The following is a 20,462-nucleotide window of genomic DNA, read 5'->3' on the forward strand; positions in this document are numbered from 1 at the left end:
CAACAAGAGATGCGTCTTACGGACGAAGGCCGCATCCTGCTTGAACTGGGAGGACCATGATGTCGGACAATGCCGCACGACGCCTGAGCAGGATGTTCTACCGCATATCGATCGCCATCGAGGCGGGAAAGGATCGACTGTCCGATCTGGACGGCGCCATCGGCGACGCCGACCACGGCATAACCATGTCGCTCGGCTTCATGGCCGTGAATGCCTATCTGGCCAAGCTCAATCTCGACGACACGCCTCCCTCGGAGATCTTCACGGCCGCTGCCTCGGCCTTCCTCGACGCCGTCGGCGCCTCGACCGGACCGCTCTACGCGACCGCGTTCCGAAGGGCCGGACAGGCGCTCAAGCAGGATGAATGCCTCTCGCTCGCCGACCAGGCGGCGATCATCAAGGCGATGACGGCCGGCATCATGGAACGCGGCAAGGGGCAGCGCGGCGACAAGACCATGCTGGACGTGTGGATCCCCGCCACCGAAGCAGCGCTCAACGCGCAGGCCCGCAATGCCGGTGACCTGGATATGTGGAGCAGCATCCTCGAAGCCGCGGAAGCAGGCGCGAACGCGACGCGGTCCATGGTGGCGGCGCGCGGACGGGCGGCGCGGCTCGGAGAGCGGTCGCTGGGGCACATGGACCCGGGCGCGGCTTCGGCCGTCATCATCCTGCGCGCGATGAAGGACACCTTCACCGAAAGCGAGCCTCGCGGGCACTGAAAATCACGCCGCGATCCCGCTCAGGCATCGATTGGTCCCAAAAATGGCCGACGTCTTGCCTGCACCACTTACCTTGCCAACGAAGAACCGAGCGTTTACAGGCGTTGTGGGTGGAAGCAGTACCGCTGGAGGGCGGAACTTGCGAAGCGGGGCAACAATGATGCGTGATTGCGACGCCTATGCGGTTGCGAGCAGGGATATCGTCTTCGAATCCTTCGACGGCGAGGCCGTGGTGCTCAACCTTGCCAACGGCAAGTATTTCGGCTTCTCCGATTCCGGCAGCAGGGTCTGGCAGGCGCTCTCTTCGGGGGTCGATGCCCAGGCCCTGACCGGCCTCACCGCCGGTGGTTCGACACTCGGCGCGGCTGAACTCGAACACTTCATCTCGCAATTGCTCGAACTGGGGTTGCTGGTGCGTTCGGAAGCGGCGGCACAACCCCTGCCGGTCGATTTGGCTGCCGAGCTTGCCACCGCGAACGAGCCGCTCAAGGTGAGCATTCACGACGACCTTGCCGACCTGATCATCGTGGATCCCATCCACGAGGTCGAGGAACCCCTCGGCTGGCCAGCGGTCAAGCAGGCATCCTGACGAGCCGGTTGCGTCTGAGATAGAGGGGCGCAGGAATGCCGCGCGTCACGCTCGAAACATTGCCGGATTACGCCCGGTATCTCATCACCGCCGCTGAAGACGCGGCCACGGACAATCCGGCCACGCGGACGGTCCGCCTGCCCCGGCTGGAGCTGACCGCGCATGTCGGTCCCGGTGTGCTTGCGGAGGCGCTTGGCCACGCCTTCGTGGAGGCCGCGCATGATGATGCGGAACCGTCGGCATGCCGTATCTTCATCGCGCAACCTGGAATCGACGGCATCCCCGAGCCGGCACGGTGGGGCGACGCGCATTTCACCGAATACGGCTTTGCCGAACGGCTCGCCGAAGCCGGGCTGCGTGGCCACTATTTTCACGATCTGGATTTCTGGCAGGTCTACGATCCGCAACGCCGCGTTGGCGTGCAATTGATGGAATCGGCCGATGCCTTTCCGCCCTGGGAGCCGGCAGCGCCGCTGCGGGCCTTCCTGCACTGGGACTATGCGGCGCGCGGCATGCGGCTGACCCATGCCGGCACGCTGGGCGCCAATGGCAAGGGCGTGCTGTTGGCCGGCGCGGGCGGAGCCGGCAAATCCGGCACCGTCGCCGCCGGCCTGCTCAACGGGCTGGACAGCGTCGGCGATGACTATGTGCTGATCGATCTCGGCGCCGGCGTGACCGCGCGGCCACTGTTTTCAACGCTGAAGCAGGACCCGCAAGGTTTCGCGCGGCTGGGCCTGAAGCAGCGGCTGAAGATCGAGAGCCCCTTGAACTGGCAGGGCAAGCACACGTTTCACATTGCCGACATCGCGCCCCGGCCCGTGCCTGCAGCGCTGGACATCGTTGCGCTGGTGGTGCCACATATCGGCGGTGGCGAGACGAGTTCGATCGTGCCGGTGTCGCGTCGAGACGCCATGATAGCACTGGCGCCGTCGGGCATCATGCAGATGCCGGGGGAACGTGAAAGCGGCTTCCGCTTCTTCGGCGATCTCACCCGCCTGCTGCCAAGCTACCGCCTGTCCTTGGGAACGCGTCCTGAGGAGATTGCCGGCACTGTTGCTGATTTTCTAACACGGGTTGTTTCGTGAAGCTGAGCGTGATCATGCCCGTCTACAACCGCGAACGCTATGTCGTTTCGGCCTTGCGCTCACTGCTGCGGCAGCGCGATGCCGCCGATCTCGACATCATAGTCATCGACGACGGCTCGACCGACGGTTCGGCGGAGGTCGTGCGTTCGATGATGGTCGAGAACCCCTGCATCCGCCTTTTCCGGCAGGACAACATAGGCGTGACCCGAACCCGCAATGCTGGTCTCAAGCTGCTCAAACCGGAAACGGAGCTCGTGTCGTTCCTCGATTCGGACGATGTCTCGCCTGCCGGGCGATTCAAGGCCGATATCGCCTGCTTTCAGGCCGACCCCGGTCTCGAGCTTACCTATTCCCTCATGATGCTGGTCGACGGCATTGACGACGACAGGCTGGAACCCGGGCCTGACAGCCATTTCATGACCGTGCGGGGGATTCATCTGTCGGCGGCGATTTTCTCGCGCAAGCTCGTTGACCGGATCGGCGGCTTCGACGAGGCCTTCAGCCAGGCCGAAGACACCGATTACCTGCTGCGCACCTTTGAAAGCGGCCCCAGATTCGTCATGCCGGATACTGTGGCGCTTTACTACAGACGTCACCCCGGCAACATGACGAAGCAGGCCGACACATCCCTTCGGGAGTTCATGCGGGCCATCCACAAATCGATGAAACGGCGTAAGGCCGACCCTTCACTGTGCGGGATCGAAGGCATTTTCGATGTCAAGGAACTCGCCAATTGGCGCTTCACGTAGCCATGTGGAACTATGGCGTCGTCATCCCGACCTTCAACGCCAGCGGCACCATTGCCGAGACGCTGCGATCCGTCGCCGCCCAGACGGTGCGGCCTGAACTGGTGATCATCGTCGACGATGGTTCGACAGACGAGCTGGCCTCCGCGATCGGCGGAACGGACCTGCCGGTGCGCTTGCTGCGCCAGGCAAATGCCGGGCCTGGCAGCGCCACGAACAGGGGCATTGCGGCGCTGTCGACGCCGCTCATCGCGACGCTCGATGCGGACGACCTCTGGCTGCCGAGCAAGGTCGAGAGACAGCTCGCGCATCTCGACAGATGTCCCGCGACAGCGGGGGTTTTCTGTCATTGGCGGAATTTCCGCAACGACCGGCCCGACGCGCCCGAGGCCGAGGCCGTGCCCGGCTGGTCGCGGACCACCATGATGATCCGCCGCGAGGTCGCCGAGACCATTGGACCCATCGTCGATCCGCCGGGCGGCCGTGGCGAAATGATCGACTGGATCGCTCGGGCGCGCGAGGCGGGCCTCGCCCTCGACATGCTGGACGAGGCGCTGGCGCTGCGCCGCATCCGGCCGGGCAGCCTGTCCTACGGGCGCGATGCGGCCCGCGACCGCGGCTATCTCGAGGTGGCTCGGCTCGCCATGCTGCGGCGGGCGCGGAACAAGGCCGGCTCGAGCTGATGGCTGATATCCGCCGTATCGAGCGTCGCTTCCCGGACTATGGCTGGTCATGGCCAACGGGCGGGCTCGACCAGTTGCTCAAGGCCGCACTCCTTCCCGACGAGGACGCTGCTGCCGCTTGCGCCGGCCGCTGGCTGGACGAGAACGATATCGACCACGTCTCGTTCCGCGAGCACCGGCTGCTGGCCGCGATCTGCGACAGGTTCGGCAGGAAGCTCGCCGGTCATTCCGCTTATCCGCGCCTCGTCGGCCTGCAGAAGATGTTGTGGACCAAATCGCGCATGGCGATGCGCGAAGCCGAACCGGCGCTGAAGGCGATGGCGGATGCCCGCTGCCAGGTGATGCTGATCAAGGGTGCCAGCCGCATCGCCTTGAACGCCTCGGCCCAGCGCGGCAGGGTGGCGCACGACATCGACATACTGGTGCGGCCGCAGGACATACAAACGGCCTTCGATGTGCTGCGCGACGGCGACTGGCAGATCGCCACCGGCGTCAGCCCGCAATATCTGCGGACGAGACTGGCGTCGCTGCGCTCGATGAATTTCTTCAAAGGCAATCTTGGCGACATCGACCTCCACCAACTCGCCTATGACGGTTCCCAGCGAAGCGAGGAGGACGACCTGGCCATCTGGCAACGGGCTGATCCCGCCGAGTTCAGCGGCGTCGGCGTGCTGGTGCCGTCGCCTGCCGACCGCATCGCGCTTGCCATCGCGCATGGCGGGCTCGACGCCCACACCCACAGCGACTGGCTGGTCGATTGCGCGGTGGCTATGCGCGGCGGCGGTGTCGACTGGCATGTATTCCTCGATGTTGTCGCCAGGCGCGGCCTTGCCGTTGCCGCAGCGGTGGCGCTCTCCTATCTGGCGCTTGAAACAGGCGTGGCAGTGCCGGACAAGGTGCTGGGGCGCGTGCTGGAGCTGGCCGACCGCAGCGGCCTCTCGCGCTGGTCGGCCGTGCTGCAGGCCAAGCCGCGGACCGATTTCGGCAGGCTGGTCTGGCTGTCACGCGGCCTTGCCAAGCAGTTGCGGCTGAGGCGCAAGAGCGGCCGGCTGCGGCAGGAGCCGCCGGCCAAGGCCTGGCGTGGCAAGCCAACCCGCAACGAGCCGTCGGAAACGGCGCCGCCATCGGTGTTCTCACAGGCCATACCTTGTCCGCGAACGCCGGGGGACATGATGCTGGACATCACGGTCAGAATCCGTGTTCCACCGGTCCGCCGCCGCATCGAAATGGAGATCAATGCCGATGACGACCATATTGCGCGCCTGCGCGCCATGGCCATCAGCCGGTCCGGTGGCGAACGCGTGCTGCATTTTCGCGGCAAGGTGACGCTTGACGGGCAAAGGCACGCGGTGACGCTGGAGGCGCGACCGTCCCGGCAATTCCGTCAATGGGACGATGACGCGACAGTGGCGGCCTATGGCGCACTGCCCTTCCATCTGATCTCGGCGATTTTTTCGCCGCTGCGCTGAGATATCGCGCGGCTCTGAGGCTATGATGTCTGGCCGTCTATCGCCGTGGAAACAAGGGGGCCGCGTTCACGGCCTTTTATGTCGGCAAGCATCCATGCCGACAGCGACAATGGCACCAAAACACCAATGCCAAGCCCGACAAAGTTCACCAGATGCGCGATGGCAGGGTAGAGCCAGACGAGCGCCAGGAAAATCCGAGGTACGTTGGCACGCGTCGAAAAGAGATAGGCGACAGCAACGGCAAGACCGACCGTGTCGTAGCTGTAGCCATAAGGCGTCGCAACAGTTGCCAGCACGGCGGTGAGAACCACTCTTTCGCCATGCTGGACCTGCCGCCAGGGCAGCCAGACCCAAATGGCGGCGGCGATGGCGGCGATCGTCGCAACGGCCTGCATTGCATAGGCGACCGTCAGTCCCGCGCCGCAGGCGCGCGCCAGGAAGAACATGGTTGCGGCATTGGCCTGGTAGGGTTGCGGATAGGGCGCTTCCAGTATCGCCGTCATCAAGGGGCGGGTTTGCGTCCAGAACAGATGCCAGACGTCGAAGCCGAGCGCAGCGCCGGTCAAAATGAACAGCGCCGCCGATGACAGAGCCGCGGCGACGATGGCGCGCCAATTGCCGCTGGCCAGCAGGCAGAACGGCACCAGAATGCCGAGATGCGGCTTGACCGTCAGCAACCCGAACAGCAGCCCGGCAAGGATCGGCCGCTTTGGCGCGACGGCCAGTCCGCCGATGAGGAAGGCGGTGGTCAAGGCGCCGTTCTGACCGAAGATGGCGTTGACGAATACGGCCGGACACACACAGATGGCCGCTTCGGCAAGCGTGCCCATTTTCGATGGCCGCACCGCCAACCAGAGGCAGAAGACGGTGCCGAAAGTCCAGATGAAATAGGCCGAAAAGATCGGCAGCAGCGCCAGCGGCGCGCCGAAGATGAGGATGCTGGGCGGGTAGCTCCATTCCTGGTTGGGAAGATCGGACGAGAACATCCGCCGCAAGGCCGCGCGATAAGTGTCGACGTCGAACAGCCAGGCGACATGGCCGTCGAGTGCCATGCGCCCGCCGGCCCACAGATTGGTGAAATCCCAGTAGGGCAGCCGGTCGCTGAGTTCAGAAAAACCGTGCTCGTCGAAGGTCCACAAAGCAAGGTGGTAGCGCAGGCCGACCAAAATCCCGGTGCACAGCACAAGTGCCGCGAAACGGAGATCGGATCGATTGCGGGCAGTCTGATCGACCGGTGCCATTGCTTTGTTTTCCAAGACCCTGGCAGCCTTGATAAGGGATGTGCGTTAAGATCGGCTTATACGGGGCTCTCGTGCGGCTTCGTCACCCGCCGCAGCGTCAGATTGATCCTGCCGCCGTTCTTCAGCAGTGCCGAGGTCGACGGGTAAATGCGGTCGACGCCATGGAAGGCAAGGCGGCCCTCGCCGCCGAGCACGACGACGTCGCCGCTCTTCAGCCTGAACGACTTGGTGGCGCCCTCGCGCGTCGTCTGGCCGACCCTGAACAGGCAATCATCGCCCAGCGAGACGGAGACGACGGGTGCCGAGAAATCGGCCTCGTCGCGATCCTGGTGCAGGCCCATCTTGGCGTCCGCCGTGTAGAAATTGATCAGGCAGGCCTGCGGCGGATTCGGATAGCCCGACACCTGCCGCCACAAATCGAGCAGACCCTCCGGGATCGGTGGCCATGGCTCTCCGGTCAGCGGATGCGTCGGCTGGTAGCGATAGCCGCGCTCCTTGTCGGTGACCCAGCCGAGCGGGCCGCAATTGGTCATGCGCACGCTCATCTCCTTGCCGGTGCGCGGCATGGCCGGCACGAACAGCGGCGCCTGCTGGACGATGCTTCTCACCGCCTCGACCAACGCCTCCTGAACAGTGCGGGAGAGGTAGGCCGGCATGTGGCGGACGCCGTTGGGCAGAACGAGCATGGAATAACGCACCTTGAGATGGTTCGAGCCCGCAAGATGCCACCATCAAAGGAAAACGGCGACCCGAAAGCCGTCGCCGATCTCATTGCGCTTGCCGATGTGGAGATGGGCGACGGATTCACGCCCCGGCTCGGCGAAAGACGGTTGACGAGTAAACATGAATTCCATAGTCAAGTTTTTGAACTTGAGTGTTTTGGGCAACAATATGGATGCCGGCGAGAGGGAGAGGTCGCTGGCAGCGAATGGCAAAGAGCGAGGCATATCGACGTGACGTTTCATGAGGGATCCAACATGGTCAGGGGTGGTGGGGTTTGGTGCCGGGGATTGCTCGCCACGACGTGCCTTGTAACGCTGCTCGGTGCTCATCAGGCGCACGCGCAGCAAGCCGCCACCCAGACACAAGACGGCACGCTCGAGCCGATCACGGTCAGCGGCAAGGGCGGTCGGGTCACTTCCGGGGACGACAAGACGGTGGCGGCCAAGCGCAGCTCCGGTGCGACCAAGACGGATACGCCGCTCATCGAAACGCCGCGCTCCGTCTCGGTGGTGACGCGCAAGGAACTCGAGGAGCGCGGCGCGCAGGACATCATCGAGGCGGTGCGCTATTCGGCGGGCGTCAGCACCGGCGCCTACGGCTTCGATCCGCGCTTCGACCAGATCTATATCCGGGGCTACGACGCCACGACGCTCGGCGATTACAAGGACGGCCTGCGCCAGCCCTACATCAATTACGGCACGTTCCGCACCGACCCCTATTCGCTCGAACGGGTTGAGGTGATCAAGGGACCGGTGTCGGTGCTTTACGGTGCGGGAACGCCGGCCGGCATCGTCAACAAGGTGCCCAAGCTGCCGACCGAGGACAGGATTCGCGAAGTCCAGTTGCTCTATGGTACGAAGGACAGGGCCCAGGCGGCCTTCGATTTCGGCGGGCCGGTCACGGAAGGCAGCGACGAGTTCCTCTACCGGATCGTCGGCCTGGCGCGGAACGGCGACACCAATTTCGACATCGCCGACGACCGCTACTTCCTGCAGCCGTCGCTAACCTGGAATCCGGATGCCGCGACCTCCTTCACCATCTACGGGCTGGTGCAGGCCGACGAGACGGATGCCAATGTCGGCGTGATCACGGACCCGTCGGGAAAGATCCACGCTCTGCGCGAGAGCGACCCGGACTACGACTACCAGAAGATCCGGCAGCAGCAGATCGGCTACAAGTTCGAGCACGATTTCGGCGACGGCATCACGTTACGCCAGAACGTTCGGTATTCCCATCTCGACCTGAGGTCGCGCTATCTTGCGGTCGCGAGTTGGACGGGCACCGTCGCACATCGTTATGCGAATTCGATCCGCGACGAAATGAACGTATTCCAGGCCGACAACCAGATCGAAGCCAAGCTCGACACCGGCGCGCTCGCCCACACTGTGCTTCTCGGCCTCGACTACACCAACCTGACCTCGTCCTTCGGCTATGGGATAGGTCCCGTCAATCCTGCCTATGATTTCGACATCGCCAATCCGACCTACGGTGTTTCCGGCCCAACGCCGGACTACAATTTCACGACGTCCGATGCGGATCTGCGCCAGACCGGTATTTATGCGCTGGATCAGGTCGAACTTGACAGATGGCGCTTCACGCTCGGTGGCCGGCAGACCTGGGTCGAGCAGACGCGCCAATACGGTGACGGCACTTCCGAGGGCTTGAACAAGAACGCCTTCAGCCTGCAGGCCGGCGCCCTCTATCTGTTCGACAATGGCGTCGCGCCTTTCGCGAGCTATGCGACCTCGTTCGAGCCGGTCACGAACCGATCCGAGTCAGGCGACATTCTCCAGCCAACGAAGGGCGAGCAATTCGAACTGGGGGTCAAGTACCAGCCGCCGGGAACCGACATCCTGCTGTCGGCGGTCGCCTATCATCTTGTCGAGAAGAACAAGCCGGTTGTCGTCAACGCCAACATGGGCACCTACCGGGCGTTGGGCGAAGTCACCGGCAACGGCTTTGAGCTCGAGGCGCGCGCGGCCATCATGGATGGGCTGGATGTGGTCGCGCCCTACAATTACAACCATGCTGAGATCACCGACGGCGCGGCTGCGGAGATCGGCAAGGTTCCGGCTGTTACGCCCGCGCATGTCGCGAGCCTCTGGGCCAACTACAAGTTCGACGAGGGCAGTGCCGCCCCGGGCCTTTCGGTCGGCGCGGGTGTAAGGTTGCAGAGCGCCACCCACACCGACACCACCAACACCGCCAAGAATGACGCCGCGGTCTATCTCGATGCCTCGGCGTCCTATGATTTCGGCGCCATCGACAAGAAATATGAAGGTGTCAGCGCCGCCTTCGCCGTCCGCAACATCGCCGATGAACGTCCTGTCGTGTGCAACAGCGGCTATTGCTATTTGGGCCAGGGCCGCAACATTACAGCTTCGCTGAAGCGCAGCTGGTAGAATCGGAAACGCCGCGCGTCCATTCGGATGCGCGGCGTCTTGATTTTGCCGTCTCGAAACGGCCCGGCCGGTGGCGCTTAATCGTTATCCACCCGGCCGCGCAGCTTCTTGATCGTCCCGCGCCCTGCCTTGCTCTTCAGCCGCCGCTCGACCGAGCCTTTCGAGGGCCGCGTCTTCTTGCGTGGCGGTGGCGGCGGTTCAGCGGCCTTGGCGACCAATGCCGTGAGCCTCGCCCGGGCGTCGGCGCGGTTCTGTTCCTGGGTGCGGAAGCGCCCGGCCTCGATGACGATGACGCCGTCCTTGGTGGCGCGCTGGCCGGCAAGCTTGATCGTCCGCTCTCGCACGCGTTCCGACAGGCCGGCCGCGTTGGCCGCGTCGAAGCGTAGCTGCACGGCGGTCGCCACCTTGTTGACGTTCTGGCCGCCCGGACCCGACGAGCGGATGAAATCCTCGTGCAGGTCGCCTGGGTGGATCACGGCTTCGGCCGCAATGATGATGTTGTCGTCGATCGGCATGCCGCAGTCATGGCGCGGCGGCGTGAAAAGAAAAGGCCCGATCGAAACCGGGCCTTTTCTGATGCTGAGCGGCAATGATGCCGAGCGATTGGCTGTTACTCCGCCGCTTCCTGCATGCGGGGCGCCGCACCCATGACGGTTGCATCGACATGCGGCTCGAATTTCTCGAAGTTGACGGCGAACATGCCGACCAGTCTTGCCGCTTGCCGGTCATAGGCAGGCTTGTCGGCCCAGGTCGAGCGCGGATCGAGAATGGCGCTGTCGACACCAGGCACGGTCACCGGCACCTTGAAGCCGAAATTGGTGTCGGTGCGGAATTCACCTGTCTTCAGCGAGCCGTCGAGTGCGGCGGCAAGCAAAGCGCGCGTCGCCTTGATCGGCATGCGCTTGCCGGTGCCATAGGCGCCGCCGGTCCAGCCGGTGTTGACCAGCCAGCAATCGGCGCCATGGCTGGCGATGAGCTCGCGCAGTAGATTGCCGTATTCCGATGGATGACGCGGCATGAACGGTGCGCCGAAACAGGTCGAGAACGTCGCTTCGGGCTCGGTGACGCCCTTTTCGGTTCCGGCGACCTTGGCCGTGTAGCCGGAGAGGAAATGGTACATCGCCTGCGCCGGGGTCAGCCGCGCGATCGGCGGCATCACGCCGAAGGCATCGGCGGTCAGCATGATGATGTTTCTGGGGTGACTGGCGCGCCCGGTCTTCGAGGCGTTGGGGATGAAGTCGAGTGGGTAGGCGCAGCGGGTGTTTTCGGTGAGACGGCCGTCATTGAAGTCCGGCACGCCGTCGGCGTCGAGCACGACATTTTCCAGCACCGTGCCGAAACGCTGCGTGGTGGCGAAGATCTCCGGCTCGGCTTCAGCCGACAGCTTGATCGTCTTGGCGTAGCAGCCGCCCTCAAAGTTGAAGATGCCGTGCGGCCCCCAGCCATGCTCGTCGTCGCCGATCAGCGTGCGCGACGGATCGGCCGACAGCGTCGTCTTGCCGGTGCCCGACAAGCCGAAGAAGACGGCGGCGTCGCCGGCCGGCCCCTCATTGGCGGAGCAGTGCATCGGCATCACGCCCTTCTGCGGCAGCAGATAGTTGAGCATGGTGAACACCGACTTCTTCATCTCGCCGGCATAAGAGGTGCCGCCGATCAGCACGATCTTGCGGGTGAGATCGACGGCGATCACCGTTTCGGTGCGGCTGCCATGGCGGGCGGGATCGGCGCGGAAGGATGGCAGGTCGATGATCGTCATCTCGGGCACGAACTGCTCGAGCTCGGCCTTGTCCGGACGGATGAGCAGATTGCGGATGAACAAAGAGTGCCAGGCAAATTCCGTGATCACCCTGGTGGGGAGCTTCAACTCCGCATCGGCGCCGCCGACCAGATCCTGAACATAGAGATCCTTGTCCGCAGCGAGGGCGAGGAAATCGGCAAGCAGTGTCTCGAACTGGGCCGGCGAAATTGCCTTGTTGTTGTCCCACCAGACATGTTGTTCGGTGGCTGCATCGCGAACGACGAACTTGTCCTTGGGCGAACGGCCGGTGTGCTGGCCGGTCTCGGCGACCAGCGCGCCATGTGCGGTCAGTCGAGCCTCGCCGCGCCGGATCGAGTCCTCGTATAGGGCGGCCGCACCGAAATTGTAGCGCACCACGCCGGTGGTTTTCAGGCCGATACGATCGATCGGGCAAGCAGGATTGCGTTTGCCGACTTCCGACATTGGTGTCCCTTCTACGATTTTCCGCATCTTTGCCGGCGTCTTTCCGGCACGCCCGCTACGCAGGCTGAGATGGTCAAAACCAGAAAAGCCAAATGATATCAAATCATTAATCGATTTAAATATTTTGAAAGTTGTTTAAATCGTTTATATATGCGAAAAGTTTCACGGTTGCCCAAAGGATTGGCGATGTTCGTTCGTCCAATCCATGTCGAGGTTGAATTGTGGCCGGCGGCACCCCGCGCGTGACAGCGGACAAGGCCTATGCCACATTTTGTACCTAATTTGTCCTGCAAAAGCCCCTTCTCTACGAAAGAAGGGACAGCTCATGAGGGAGCCGCTTGAAATGGCAACAATCGCGCTTGTCGATGACGACCGCAACATTCTGACGTCGGTGTCGATCGCCCTCGAATCCGAGGGATATCGCGTCGAGACCTACACGGATGGTGCGTCCGCGCTGGAAGGCCTGGCGGCGCGTCCGCCGAATCTTGCCATCCTCGACATCAAGATGCCGCGCATGGACGGCATGGAGCTCTTGCGCCGGATGCGCCAGAAGTCCGACCTGCCGGTGATCTTCCTGACCTCCAAGGACGACGAGATCGATGAATTGTTCGGCCTCAAGATGGGCGCCGACGATTTCATCCGCAAACCGTTCTCGCAGCGCCTGCTGGTTGAGCGGGTGCGCGCCGTGCTGCGCCGTGCCAGCGCCCGCGAGGCTGCGGCAAAGGCGCCCAGCCAGCAGGCCCGCTCGCTCGAGCGCGGTCAGCTTGTCATGGACCAGGAACGCCATACCTGCACCTGGAAGGGCGAACCGGTGACGCTCACCGTCACCGAATTCCTGATCCTGCATTCGCTGGCGCAGCGTCCCGGTGTCGTAAAAAGCCGTGATGCGCTGATGGATTCGGCTTATGATGAGCAGGTCTATGTCGATGACCGCACGATCGACAGCCACATCAAGCGACTGCGCAAGAAGTTCAAGGCTGTCGACGACGACTTCGAGATGATCGAAACCCTTTACGGAGTCGGATATCGGTTCCGCGAAGCGTAATTTGATGTATGTCGCCCATAAGCGGTCCCGCGTTTGGGGCCGCGACATGCGTCAAACCACGGACTAGGCGGGAGCTGCTATTCGATGGCAGTGGAAGCACAGCGAAGCAGGCCGACGGGCGCCGCCAGGCGGCCGTCGCGCATCATGCCGTCCTTTGTGTCGAAAATCACTGTGCCGATGCGCCGCTTCCTCGGCCATCACATCTTTTCCAGCCTGACACGCCGTATCCTGTTCCTCAACCTTGCCGGCTTGGCCGTCCTGGTCACCGGCATCCTCTACCTCAACACCTTCCGTGACGGGCTGATCGATGCCCGCGTCGAAAGCCTGATGACGCAGGGCGAGATCATCGCCGGGGCGATCGCGGCGTCGGCGACGGTCGAGACGGACTCGATCAGCATCGACCCGGAAAAACTGCTTGAGCTGCAGGCCGGCGAAAGCCTGGGGCCGGGCTCGGACCAGCTCGACAATCTCGACTTTCCGATCAATCCCGAGCGTGTCGCGCCGGTGCTGCGGCGGCTGATCTCGCCTACGCGGACGCGGGCCCGCATCTATGACCGAGACGCCAATCTGCTGCTCGATTCGCGCCACCTCTATTCGCGCGGCCAGATCCTGCGCTACGACCTGCCGCCGGTCGAGGAGGAACAGCCCGACCTTGTCGAGCGCGTCCAGAAGTTCATCTTCGACTTCTTCCGCAACACCGACCTGCCTGTCTATCACGAGCAGCCCGGCGGCAATGGCGCCGCCTTCCCGGAAGTGGTCAAGGCGCTGACCGGCAGCCCGTCGACCATCGTGCGCGTCTCGGAACAGGGCGAGCAGATCGTTTCGGTGGCGGTGCCGATCCAGCGCTTCCGCGCCGTTCTCGGCGTGCTGATGCTGTCGACGGAAGGCGGCGACATCGACAAGATCGTCGCCGCCGAGCGCAAGGCGATCCTGCGCGTCTTCGGCATCGCCGCACTCGTGACCGCCATCCTGTCGATGCTTTTGGCCTCGACCATCGCCAATCCGCTGCGCCGGCTGTCGGCGGCGGCGGTACGGGTCAGGCGCGGCGTCAAGAACCGCGAGGAAATCCCCGACTTTTCCGACCGCCAGGACGAAATCGGCAATCTGTCAATCGCCGTGCGCGACATGACCAACGCGCTCTATGCCCGGATCGAGGCGATCGAGAGCTTCGCCGCCGACGTGTCGCATGAGTTGAAGAACCCGCTGACCTCGCTGCGCAGCGCGGTGGAAACCTTGCCGCTGGCCAAGAACGACAATTCGCGCAGCCGGCTGATGGACATCATCCAGCATGACGTCCGGCGGCTGGACCGGCTGATCACCGACATCTCCGACGCCTCCCGTCTCGACGCCGAACTCGCGCGCGAAGACGCTGGAACCGTGGACCTGAAGAAATTCATCACCGACCTCGTCGCCGTGTCGCGCGAAGCCACGCGCAACAAGAAGGCGGTCGAGATCGAGCTCAAGGTCGCCAAGCTGCCGCAAGGCGTCAAAGGCTATATCGTCGTCGGCCATGATCTGCGCATCGGCCAGGTCGTCACCAATTTGATCGAGAATGCGCGCTCCTTCGTTCCCGAGGACCATGGCCACATCAGCCTGTCGCTGGCGCGTGCCGGCAAGTTCAACATCCTCACCGTCGACGACAATGGTCCCGGTATCCGTGCCGACAACATCGACCGCATCTTCGAACGCTTCTATACCGACCGGCCGGCCGGCGAAGCGTTCGGCCAGAATTCGGGCCTTGGCCTGTCGATCTCCAGGCAGATCGTCGAGGCGCATGGCGGCACGCTGACCGCCGAGAACATCCCCGGCACCAAGCCCGGCGAGATTAAGGGCGCGCGCTTCGTCGTGACGCTGCCGGCCGAAGCGTGATTGCCGGCCGTGAAGCCTGAAAACGTTCACGCAACGGCGATCCTCATTGGCGAACGCGGCATTCTGATCAGCGGGGCATCCGGTTCGGGCAAGACGACGCTGGCGCTGGCGCTGATCGACCATTGCGGCCGGCGCGGGTTGTTCGCGCGGCTGGTCGGCGACGATCAGCTTTTCGTCGAAGCGCATGCGGGGCGGCTGGTGTGCCGCGCGCCCGCCACCATAAGAGGTCTCGCCGAAGTGCCGGGACTGGGACCACGGAAGCTGCCGTTCGAACCGGCCTGCGTCGTCGACCTGCATGTACGCCTGCTGCCGGCCGGCGAAATCGCACGCTTCCAGGAGGACGCCAGCGACGAGATCGCCGGGTGCGCGGTGCCGCGGATCGATCTGGCCGAGCGCAACCTCCAGGCGGCCCTGCCCGCCGTGATGGCGCGGCTCTCCATCATGCCTTTTCTATGATCCGCCTTGGGTTTTTTGTTGCAATGCGTCAAAATGGCATGGGCCGGCGCAATTTTGGGCTTGTCAACGGGCCGCGCGTCGACAAGATAGCGCTCCCGCCGCCTGGAATGGCTGGCGAGCATAAAATGCGCCTGTGAAGCGGCGATGACGGGAGCCACCAAAGAATGATCGGACTCGTGCTTGTAACGCACGGTCAACTGGCCACCGAGTTCCGACATGCCGTCGAACATGTCGTCGGGCCACAAGACAATTTCGAAACCGTGGCGATCGGTGCCGACGACGATATGGAACAGCGTCGCCGCGACATCGTCGACGCCGTCGCCCGTGTCGATACCGGAGCGGGCGTCATCGTGCTGACCGACATGTTCGGCGGCACGCCGTCGAACCTCGCCATTTCAGTCATGGAATCCGGCCGCACCGAGGTGATCGCCGGCATGAACCTGCCGATGCTGATCAAGCTGTCCTCGATCCGCAAGGGCGACAACATGGCGGCCGCGCTCGACGAGGCGCAGGCCGCCGGCCGCAAATACATCAATGTCGCCAGCCAGCTTCTGAGCAGCAAATGAACGCGCTATCCCCGGAAAAAGACCAGATCGCCAAAGATCCGATCACCAGGGAGTTTCCGATCGTCAACCAGCGCGGCCTGCATGCGCGCGCCTCGGCCAAGTTCGTCCAGCTCGCCAGCGGCTTCAACGCCGCGGTCCATGTCGAGAAGGACGGCGTCAAGGTCGGTGGCACATCGATCATGGGCCTGATGATGCTTGCCGCCAGCCCGGGCTACTCGATCCGCGTCACCGCCAGCGGACCGGAGGCGCTCGAGGTCATGGACGCGCTGGAGCAACTCGTCGCCTCCCGCTTCGGCGAGGAATGCTGACCTCGCACACCTCCAAGACATGTCCGAGAGACATGCAGGGATAAAGATTTCTTTATATCCCATTGTCGTCTTGAGCCTGATCTGCTAGTCAGGCCGGCAATTCGCGCCCTTCGACGCGCCGACCGGCGTGGGCGCATCCGCAACCAATTCGCAGCATAACAATTCGCATCGGAGCACTGCCATGACGGGTAGCAAGGATTATGTGGTCGCCGACATCTCGCTTGCCGGCTGGGGCCGCAAGGAACTCGATATCGCCGAAACCGAAATGCCGGGCCTGATGGCCTGCCGCGAGGAATTCGGCGCCAAGAAGCCGCTGAAGGGCGCGCGCATCACCGGCTCGCTGCACATGACCATTCAGACCGCGGTGCTGATCGAGACGCTGAAAGAACTCGGCGCCGACATCCGCTGGGCCTCCTGCAACATCTTCTCGACGCAGGATCACGCGGCGGCGGCGATCGCCGAGGCCGGCATTCCGGTCTTCGCCGTCAAGGGTGAGAGCCTCGAACAGTATTGGGACTACACCGACCGCATCTTCCAGTGGACCGACGGCGGCCTCTCCAACATGATCCTCGACGATGGCGGCGACGCCACCATGTACATCCTGATCGGCGCCCGCGCCGAGGCCGGCGAGGACGTGCTGTCCAACCCGCAGAGCGAGGAAGAGGAATATTTCTATGCCCAGGTCAAGAAGCGCCTGAAGGCTTCGCCCGGCTTCTTCACCAAGCAGAAGGCGGCGATCCGCGGCGTCACCGAAGAGACGACCACCGGCGTCAACCGGCTCTACCAGCTGCAGAAGAAGGGCCTGCTGCCGTTCCCGGCGATCAACGTCAACGATTCGGTCACCAAGTCGAAGTTCGACAACAAGTATGGCTGCAAGGAATCGCTGGTCGACGGCATCCGTCGCGGCACCGACACGATGATGGCCGGCAAGGTCGCGGTCGTCTGCGGTTATGGCGACGTCGGCAAGGGCTCGTCGGCTTCGCTCAAGGGCGCAGGCGCCCGCGTCAAGGTCACCGAGGTCGACCCGATCTGCGCCCTGCAGGCGGCCATGGACGGCTTTGAAGTCGTCACGCTGGAAGACGCGGCTCCGACCGCCGACATCGTCATCACCACGACCGGCAACAAGGACGTCGTCACCCTCGACCATATGCGGTCGATGAAGGACATGGTGATCGTCGGCAATATCGGCCACTTCGACAACGAGATCCAGGTGGCGTCGCTGCGCAATCTGAAATGGACCAACGTCAAGCCGCAGGTCGACATGATCACCTTCCCGGACGGCAAGCGGATGATCCTCCTGTCGGAAGGCCGCCTGCTCAATCTCGGCAACGCCACCGGCCATCCGAGCTTCGTCATGTCGGCATCCTTCACCAACCAGGTGCTGGCCCAGATCGAGCTGTTCAGCAAGGGCGAGCAGTACCAGAACCAGGTCTATGTCCTGCCCAAGCATCTCGACGAGAAGGTCGCGCGCCTGCACCTCGACAAGCTCGGCGCCCGTCTGACCGAATTGTCGGGTGAGCAGGCCGCCTATATTGGCGTCACGCCGCAGGGTCCGTTCAAGCCGGAACACTACCGCTATTAACCAAAGCTAAATTTACTACCAGATATTGACGCCGGGCGATTGACTTTTCGCCCGGCTTTATTTTTGCGCGCGATCAGCCTTCACGGCGATTCGGCGAGGGTTTATTGTCAGGTGATTCGCGACGCTTCCGGCCCGAGAGGGGATCAGAGAGGCGCGTATCAGGGCGGTCTTGCATTCAGGCGGCGGAGAGGACCAAGACATGCCGGGGCAAAACCCGCACGGAGCGGGATCGGCCGTTTCCGGCGGCCATGACGATTCGGGGACCGTAAGCTCGACCACCCACGGCGGGCGCCTTTCATGGCGTGCCCGCGCGGGCTTGTTCCTGGCCAGCTCCGCGCTGGCCGGTCCCTTGGCCAGCGCCGTGGCACATGCCGAGAACGCCACTGTCGCCACCGCCGGGCTGTCGATCAACACGGTCGAAGTCATGCAGCTTGCCGTGTTCGTCGGCGTGACCGGCGCGGCATTGCTGTCGGCCATCGTTCTCATCCGCGAACGGGCCCGCACCTCGGCGGAGAATGTCGAACTGAGAAGCCGCGTCGCCGACGTCAACGCGGCACTGCGCCGTTCGGAAGCGCTGCTCAATCTGCGCGACCAGCGTGTGGTCGTCTGGGCCTCGGAAAACAAGAAACCGGAACTCATCGGCACATTGCCGGTCGAAAGCGGCGCGCCAGAGGAGCGGGCAGCATTTCTGGCCTTCGGCCGCTGGCTGATGCCGCGCTCGGCGGCAGCGCTCGAGAATGCCATCGCTGGCTTGCGCGAAAAGGCGAGGCCGTTCGACCTGGTCATCGAATCGCAGGCCGGCGCTCCGCTCGAGGTGCATGGCCGCAAGAGCGCCGCGCACATCCTGGTGCGGTTTGTCTCGCTTTCCGAGACACAGCGCAGCCAGGCCCGGCTGAAGATCGACAACCAGAGGCTGGCCGCCGACCATGACACGATGATCGGCCTGCTCGAAGCGCTGAAGATGCCGGCATGGCTGCGCGACGAGCACGGACGCCTGAAATGGGTCAACCGGGCCTATGCCGACGCGGTCGAAGCTGAAAGCGCTGAAGCCGCCGTCCGCGACGCCAAGGAATTCCTCGGCGGCCAGGCACGCGAGGCGATCGGCGCCCAGCACAAACTGCATCCAGTTTTCGAACAGTCGCTCTCCACGGTGATCGAAGGCGACCGCCGGGTGTTCGCGGTGACCGACTTCGCCGGTGCCGACGGTTCAGCCGGCCTTGCCTGCGACACCAGCGCCATCGAGACCATTCGCGGCGAATATGAGCGCACGGTGCGCAGCCACGCCGACACGCTCGACCAGCTCAACACCGCCGTCGCCATCTTCGACACCGACGAGAAGCTGCGCTTCTTCAACCAGGCCTTCCAGAAACTGTGGGGCCTCGACAGCGGCTTCCTGCACAGCGCGCCCGACAACGCGCTTTTGCTCGACCGGCTGCGCAGCGAAGGCAAGATCGCCGAGCAGCCCGAATGGCGCCGCTGGAAGGAAGGCCTGCTCGGCGCCTACCGCGCGGTCGAATCGCAGGAACATTGGTGGCATCTGCCCGACGGCAAGACCATCCGCGTCGTCGCCAACCCGCAGCCCAAGGGCGGCGTCACCTGGGTGTTCGAGAACCTGACCGAGAAGATGGACCTGGAAAGCCGCTATCGCACAGCGGTGCGGGTCCAGGGCGAGACGCTCGACAATCTCGCCGAAGGCGTAGCGGTGTTCGGGCCCGATGGTCGGCTCCGCCTGTCGAACCCGGCCTTTGCCACGCTGTGGGGATTGAGTGGCGACGCCGCCAAGCCCAATGTGCACGTCTCGACGATCCGTGATCTTAGCGACCGGCAGGCGGTCGACAGCCCCTGGCCTGGCTTCGTTGCCGCCATCACCGGGTTCGACGACGAGCGCCGCGAACGCCATGGCCAGACCGAGCTCAACAACGGCATCGTGCTGCGCTACGCCGTGATTCCGCTCCCCAACGGGCAAGTGATGATGACCTTCGTCGACGTCACCGACAGCGTGAATGTCGAACGCGCGCTGAAGGACAAGAACGAGGCGCTGGAAAAATCAGACCAGCTCAAGAACGACTTCGTCCAGCACGTGTCCTACGAACTGCGTTCGCCGCTGACCAACATCATCGGCTTCACCGAACTGCTTTCCGTGCCCACGACCGGACCGCTCAATCAAAAGCAGCGTGAGTATGTCGAGCATGTCAGCTCGTCCTCCTCGGTCCTGCTCACCATCGTCAACGATATATTGGATCTTGCGACAGTCGACGCCGGCATCATGCAGCTCGACATTTCCGAGGTGCATGTCGACCGCACCATCGCGGCGGCCGCGGAACTCGTCGCCGACCGGCTGCAGGAGCATTCGATCCGGCTCGAGGTCGATGCCGCTGCCGCGCCGAAGACGTTCCACGGCGACGAAATCCGCATCCGCCAGATCCTCTACAATCTGCTCAGCAACGCCGCCAACTACGCGCCGGAAGCCAGCACCATCCGTCTCGCCTGCCGCCATCTGGCGGACGGGGTGGAGTTCTCGGTTCATGACGACGGTCCCGGCATGCCGCCGGATGTCCTGGATTCGGTGTTCCGCCGCTTCGAACCGCGTACCAATGGCGGCCGCCGGCGGGGCGCCGGCCTCGGCCTGTCGATCGTCAAGAGCTTTGTCGAACTGCATGGCGGCCACGTTCGCATTGAAACCGGCAAGGACAAGGGCACGACCGTCATCTGCACCTTCCCCGACATGCCGGGTATCCGCGCCGCGGCCGAGTAGCGC

19 protein-coding genes are annotated in these 20,462 nt (G+C 63.7%); 14 read left to right on the top strand and 5 right to left on the bottom strand.

The window, feature by feature from the left end:
- Window positions 1–59: 59 nt before the first annotated feature.
- The 6 genes from dhaL to AC0V7N_RS02700 all read left to right on the top strand — a co-directional run bounded on the left by dhaL (window position 60) and on the right by AC0V7N_RS02700 (window position 5,291).
- On the top strand, window positions 60–719 hold the full coding sequence (gene dhaL, locus AC0V7N_RS02675; RefSeq protein WP_475454459.1) for a dihydroxyacetone kinase subunit DhaL: 660 nt from the start codon (window positions 60–62) through the stop codon (window positions 717–719).
- A gap of 157 nt (window positions 720–876) precedes the next feature.
- On the top strand, window positions 877–1,308 hold the full coding sequence (locus AC0V7N_RS02680; protein ID WP_475454461.1) for a PqqD family protein: 432 nt from the start codon (window positions 877–879) through the stop codon (window positions 1,306–1,308).
- Window positions 1,309–1,343: 35 nt separating this feature from the next.
- On the top strand, window positions 1,344–2,393 hold the full coding sequence (locus AC0V7N_RS02685; protein WP_475454463.1) for a serine kinase: 1,050 nt from the start codon (window positions 1,344–1,346) through the stop codon (window positions 2,391–2,393).
- Window positions 2,390–3,142, top strand: a complete 753-nt coding sequence (locus tag AC0V7N_RS02690) for a glycosyltransferase family 2 protein (protein WP_475454465.1) — start codon at window positions 2,390–2,392, stop codon at window positions 3,140–3,142. Before AC0V7N_RS02685 ends, AC0V7N_RS02690 begins: the two co-directional genes overlap by 4 nt.
- Entirely contained in the window at window positions 3,127–3,822 is a 696-nt protein-coding gene (locus tag AC0V7N_RS02695; RefSeq protein WP_475454467.1) for a glycosyltransferase family 2 protein, read from the top strand. The genes AC0V7N_RS02690 and AC0V7N_RS02695 overlap by 16 nt, the downstream gene beginning before the upstream one ends.
- On the top strand, window positions 3,822–5,291 hold the full coding sequence (locus AC0V7N_RS02700; RefSeq protein ID WP_475454469.1) for a nucleotidyltransferase family protein: 1,470 nt from the start codon (window positions 3,822–3,824) through the stop codon (window positions 5,289–5,291). Before AC0V7N_RS02695 ends, AC0V7N_RS02700 begins: the two co-directional genes overlap by 1 nt.
- 20 nt (window positions 5,292–5,311) lie before the next feature.
- Here AC0V7N_RS02700 and AC0V7N_RS02705 read toward each other — a convergent pair whose 3' ends face one another.
- The 3 genes from AC0V7N_RS02705 to AC0V7N_RS02715 are packed head-to-tail and all read right to left on the bottom strand — an operon-like array spanning window position 5,312 to window position 7,497.
- On the bottom strand, window positions 5,312–6,532 hold the full coding sequence (locus AC0V7N_RS02705; protein WP_475454471.1) for a glycosyltransferase family 87 protein: 1,221 nt from the start codon (window positions 6,530–6,532) through the stop codon (window positions 5,312–5,314).
- A gap of 56 nt (window positions 6,533–6,588) precedes the next feature.
- Complete coding sequence (locus tag AC0V7N_RS02710) at window positions 6,589–7,218, bottom strand: alpha-ketoglutarate-dependent dioxygenase AlkB family protein (RefSeq protein ID WP_475454473.1); 630 nt, start codon at window positions 7,216–7,218, stop codon at window positions 6,589–6,591.
- 45 nt (window positions 7,219–7,263) lie between these two features.
- Window positions 7,264–7,497, bottom strand: a complete 234-nt coding sequence (locus AC0V7N_RS02715; RefSeq protein ID WP_475454475.1) for a hypothetical protein — start codon at window positions 7,495–7,497, stop codon at window positions 7,264–7,266.
- A gap of 12 nt (window positions 7,498–7,509) precedes the next feature.
- On the opposite strand from AC0V7N_RS02715, the gene AC0V7N_RS02720 reads away from it, so the two are divergent.
- Window positions 7,510–9,657, top strand: a complete 2,148-nt coding sequence (locus AC0V7N_RS02720) for a TonB-dependent siderophore receptor (RefSeq protein ID WP_475460179.1) — start codon at window positions 7,510–7,512, stop codon at window positions 9,655–9,657.
- 77 nt (window positions 9,658–9,734) lie between these two features.
- Here AC0V7N_RS02720 and arfB read toward each other — a convergent pair whose 3' ends face one another.
- Window positions 9,735–10,172, bottom strand: a complete 438-nt coding sequence (gene arfB, locus AC0V7N_RS02725) for an alternative ribosome rescue aminoacyl-tRNA hydrolase ArfB (RefSeq protein WP_475454477.1) — start codon at window positions 10,170–10,172, stop codon at window positions 9,735–9,737.
- Between the two features lie 95 nt (window positions 10,173–10,267).
- Complete coding sequence (locus AC0V7N_RS02730) at window positions 10,268–11,878, bottom strand: phosphoenolpyruvate carboxykinase (protein ID WP_475454479.1); 1,611 nt, start codon at window positions 11,876–11,878, stop codon at window positions 10,268–10,270.
- Between the two features lie 343 nt (window positions 11,879–12,221).
- Between AC0V7N_RS02730 and AC0V7N_RS02735 the strand changes: the two genes are divergently transcribed.
- From AC0V7N_RS02735 to AC0V7N_RS02765, 7 genes are all read left to right on the top strand, one after another.
- A complete protein-coding gene (locus AC0V7N_RS02735; protein WP_010912942.1) occupies window positions 12,222–12,923 on the top strand; it encodes a response regulator transcription factor in 702 nt (233 codons plus the stop codon).
- An 84-nt stretch (window positions 12,924–13,007) separates the two neighbouring features.
- Entirely contained in the window at window positions 13,008–14,792 is a 1,785-nt protein-coding gene (locus tag AC0V7N_RS02740) for a sensor histidine kinase (protein WP_475454481.1), read from the top strand.
- A gap of 9 nt (window positions 14,793–14,801) precedes the next feature.
- Window positions 14,802–15,248 (top strand): HPr kinase/phosphorylase, encoded by a 447-nt coding sequence (locus AC0V7N_RS02745; protein ID WP_475460181.1) that lies wholly within the window; start codon window positions 14,802–14,804, stop codon window positions 15,246–15,248.
- 164 nt (window positions 15,249–15,412) lie between these two features.
- Window positions 15,413–15,814, top strand: a complete 402-nt coding sequence (locus tag AC0V7N_RS02750) for a PTS sugar transporter subunit IIA (protein ID WP_010912939.1) — start codon at window positions 15,413–15,415, stop codon at window positions 15,812–15,814.
- On the top strand, window positions 15,811–16,122 hold the full coding sequence (locus AC0V7N_RS02755) for an HPr family phosphocarrier protein (protein WP_475436677.1): 312 nt from the start codon (window positions 15,811–15,813) through the stop codon (window positions 16,120–16,122). The genes AC0V7N_RS02750 and AC0V7N_RS02755 overlap by 4 nt, the downstream gene beginning before the upstream one ends.
- Before the next feature lie 181 nt (window positions 16,123–16,303).
- Window positions 16,304–17,704 carry an adenosylhomocysteinase gene (ahcY, locus tag AC0V7N_RS02760; protein ID WP_475454483.1) on the top strand — a complete coding sequence of 467 codons (1,401 nt, stop codon included), beginning with the start codon at window positions 16,304–16,306 and terminating at the stop codon, window positions 17,702–17,704.
- Between the two features lie 199 nt (window positions 17,705–17,903).
- Complete coding sequence (locus AC0V7N_RS02765; protein WP_475454485.1) at window positions 17,904–20,459, top strand: sensor histidine kinase; 2,556 nt, start codon at window positions 17,904–17,906, stop codon at window positions 20,457–20,459.
- Window positions 20,460–20,462: the final 3 nt, after the last annotated feature.

This window comes from Mesorhizobium kamtschaticum (assembly GCF_056174585.1).

What these genes read in the sequence shown, in the direction of transcription:
- AC0V7N_RS02680 (WP_475454461.1), top strand. Translation starts at nt 877, where the DNA reads ATGATGCGTGATTGCGACGCCTATGCGGTTGCGAGCAGGGATATCGTC.
- dhaL (WP_475454459.1), top strand. Translation starts at nt 60, where the DNA reads ATGTCGGACAATGCCGCACGACGCCTGAGCAGGATGTTCTACCGCATA.
- ahcY (WP_475454483.1), top strand. Translation starts at nt 16,304, where the DNA reads ATGACGGGTAGCAAGGATTATGTGGTCGCCGACATCTCGCTTGCCGGC.
- AC0V7N_RS02750 (WP_010912939.1), top strand. Translation starts at nt 15,413, where the DNA reads ATGATCGGACTCGTGCTTGTAACGCACGGTCAACTGGCCACCGAGTTC.
- AC0V7N_RS02740 (WP_475454481.1), top strand. Translation starts at nt 13,008, where the DNA reads ATGGCAGTGGAAGCACAGCGAAGCAGGCCGACGGGCGCCGCCAGGCGG.
- AC0V7N_RS02710 (WP_475454473.1), bottom strand. Translation starts at nt 7,218, where the DNA reads ATGCTCGTTCTGCCCAACGGCGTCCGCCACATGCCGGCCTACCTCTCC.
- AC0V7N_RS02700 (WP_475454469.1), top strand. Translation starts at nt 3,822, where the DNA reads ATGGCTGATATCCGCCGTATCGAGCGTCGCTTCCCGGACTATGGCTGG.
- AC0V7N_RS02685 (WP_475454463.1), top strand. Translation starts at nt 1,344, where the DNA reads ATGCCGCGCGTCACGCTCGAAACATTGCCGGATTACGCCCGGTATCTC.
- AC0V7N_RS02765 (WP_475454485.1), top strand. Translation starts at nt 17,904, where the DNA reads ATGCCGGGGCAAAACCCGCACGGAGCGGGATCGGCCGTTTCCGGCGGC.
- arfB (WP_475454477.1), bottom strand. Translation starts at nt 10,172, where the DNA reads ATGCCGATCGACGACAACATCATCATTGCGGCCGAAGCCGTGATCCAC.
- AC0V7N_RS02720 (WP_475460179.1), top strand. Translation starts at nt 7,510, where the DNA reads ATGGTCAGGGGTGGTGGGGTTTGGTGCCGGGGATTGCTCGCCACGACG.
- AC0V7N_RS02730 (WP_475454479.1), bottom strand. Translation starts at nt 11,878, where the DNA reads ATGTCGGAAGTCGGCAAACGCAATCCTGCTTGCCCGATCGATCGTATC.
- AC0V7N_RS02705 (WP_475454471.1), bottom strand. Translation starts at nt 6,532, where the DNA reads ATGGCACCGGTCGATCAGACTGCCCGCAATCGATCCGATCTCCGTTTC.
- AC0V7N_RS02715 (WP_475454475.1), bottom strand. Translation starts at nt 7,497, where the DNA reads ATGAAACGTCACGTCGATATGCCTCGCTCTTTGCCATTCGCTGCCAGC.
- AC0V7N_RS02735 (WP_010912942.1), top strand. Translation starts at nt 12,222, where the DNA reads ATGGCAACAATCGCGCTTGTCGATGACGACCGCAACATTCTGACGTCG.
- AC0V7N_RS02755 (WP_475436677.1), top strand. Translation starts at nt 15,811, where the DNA reads ATGAACGCGCTATCCCCGGAAAAAGACCAGATCGCCAAAGATCCGATC.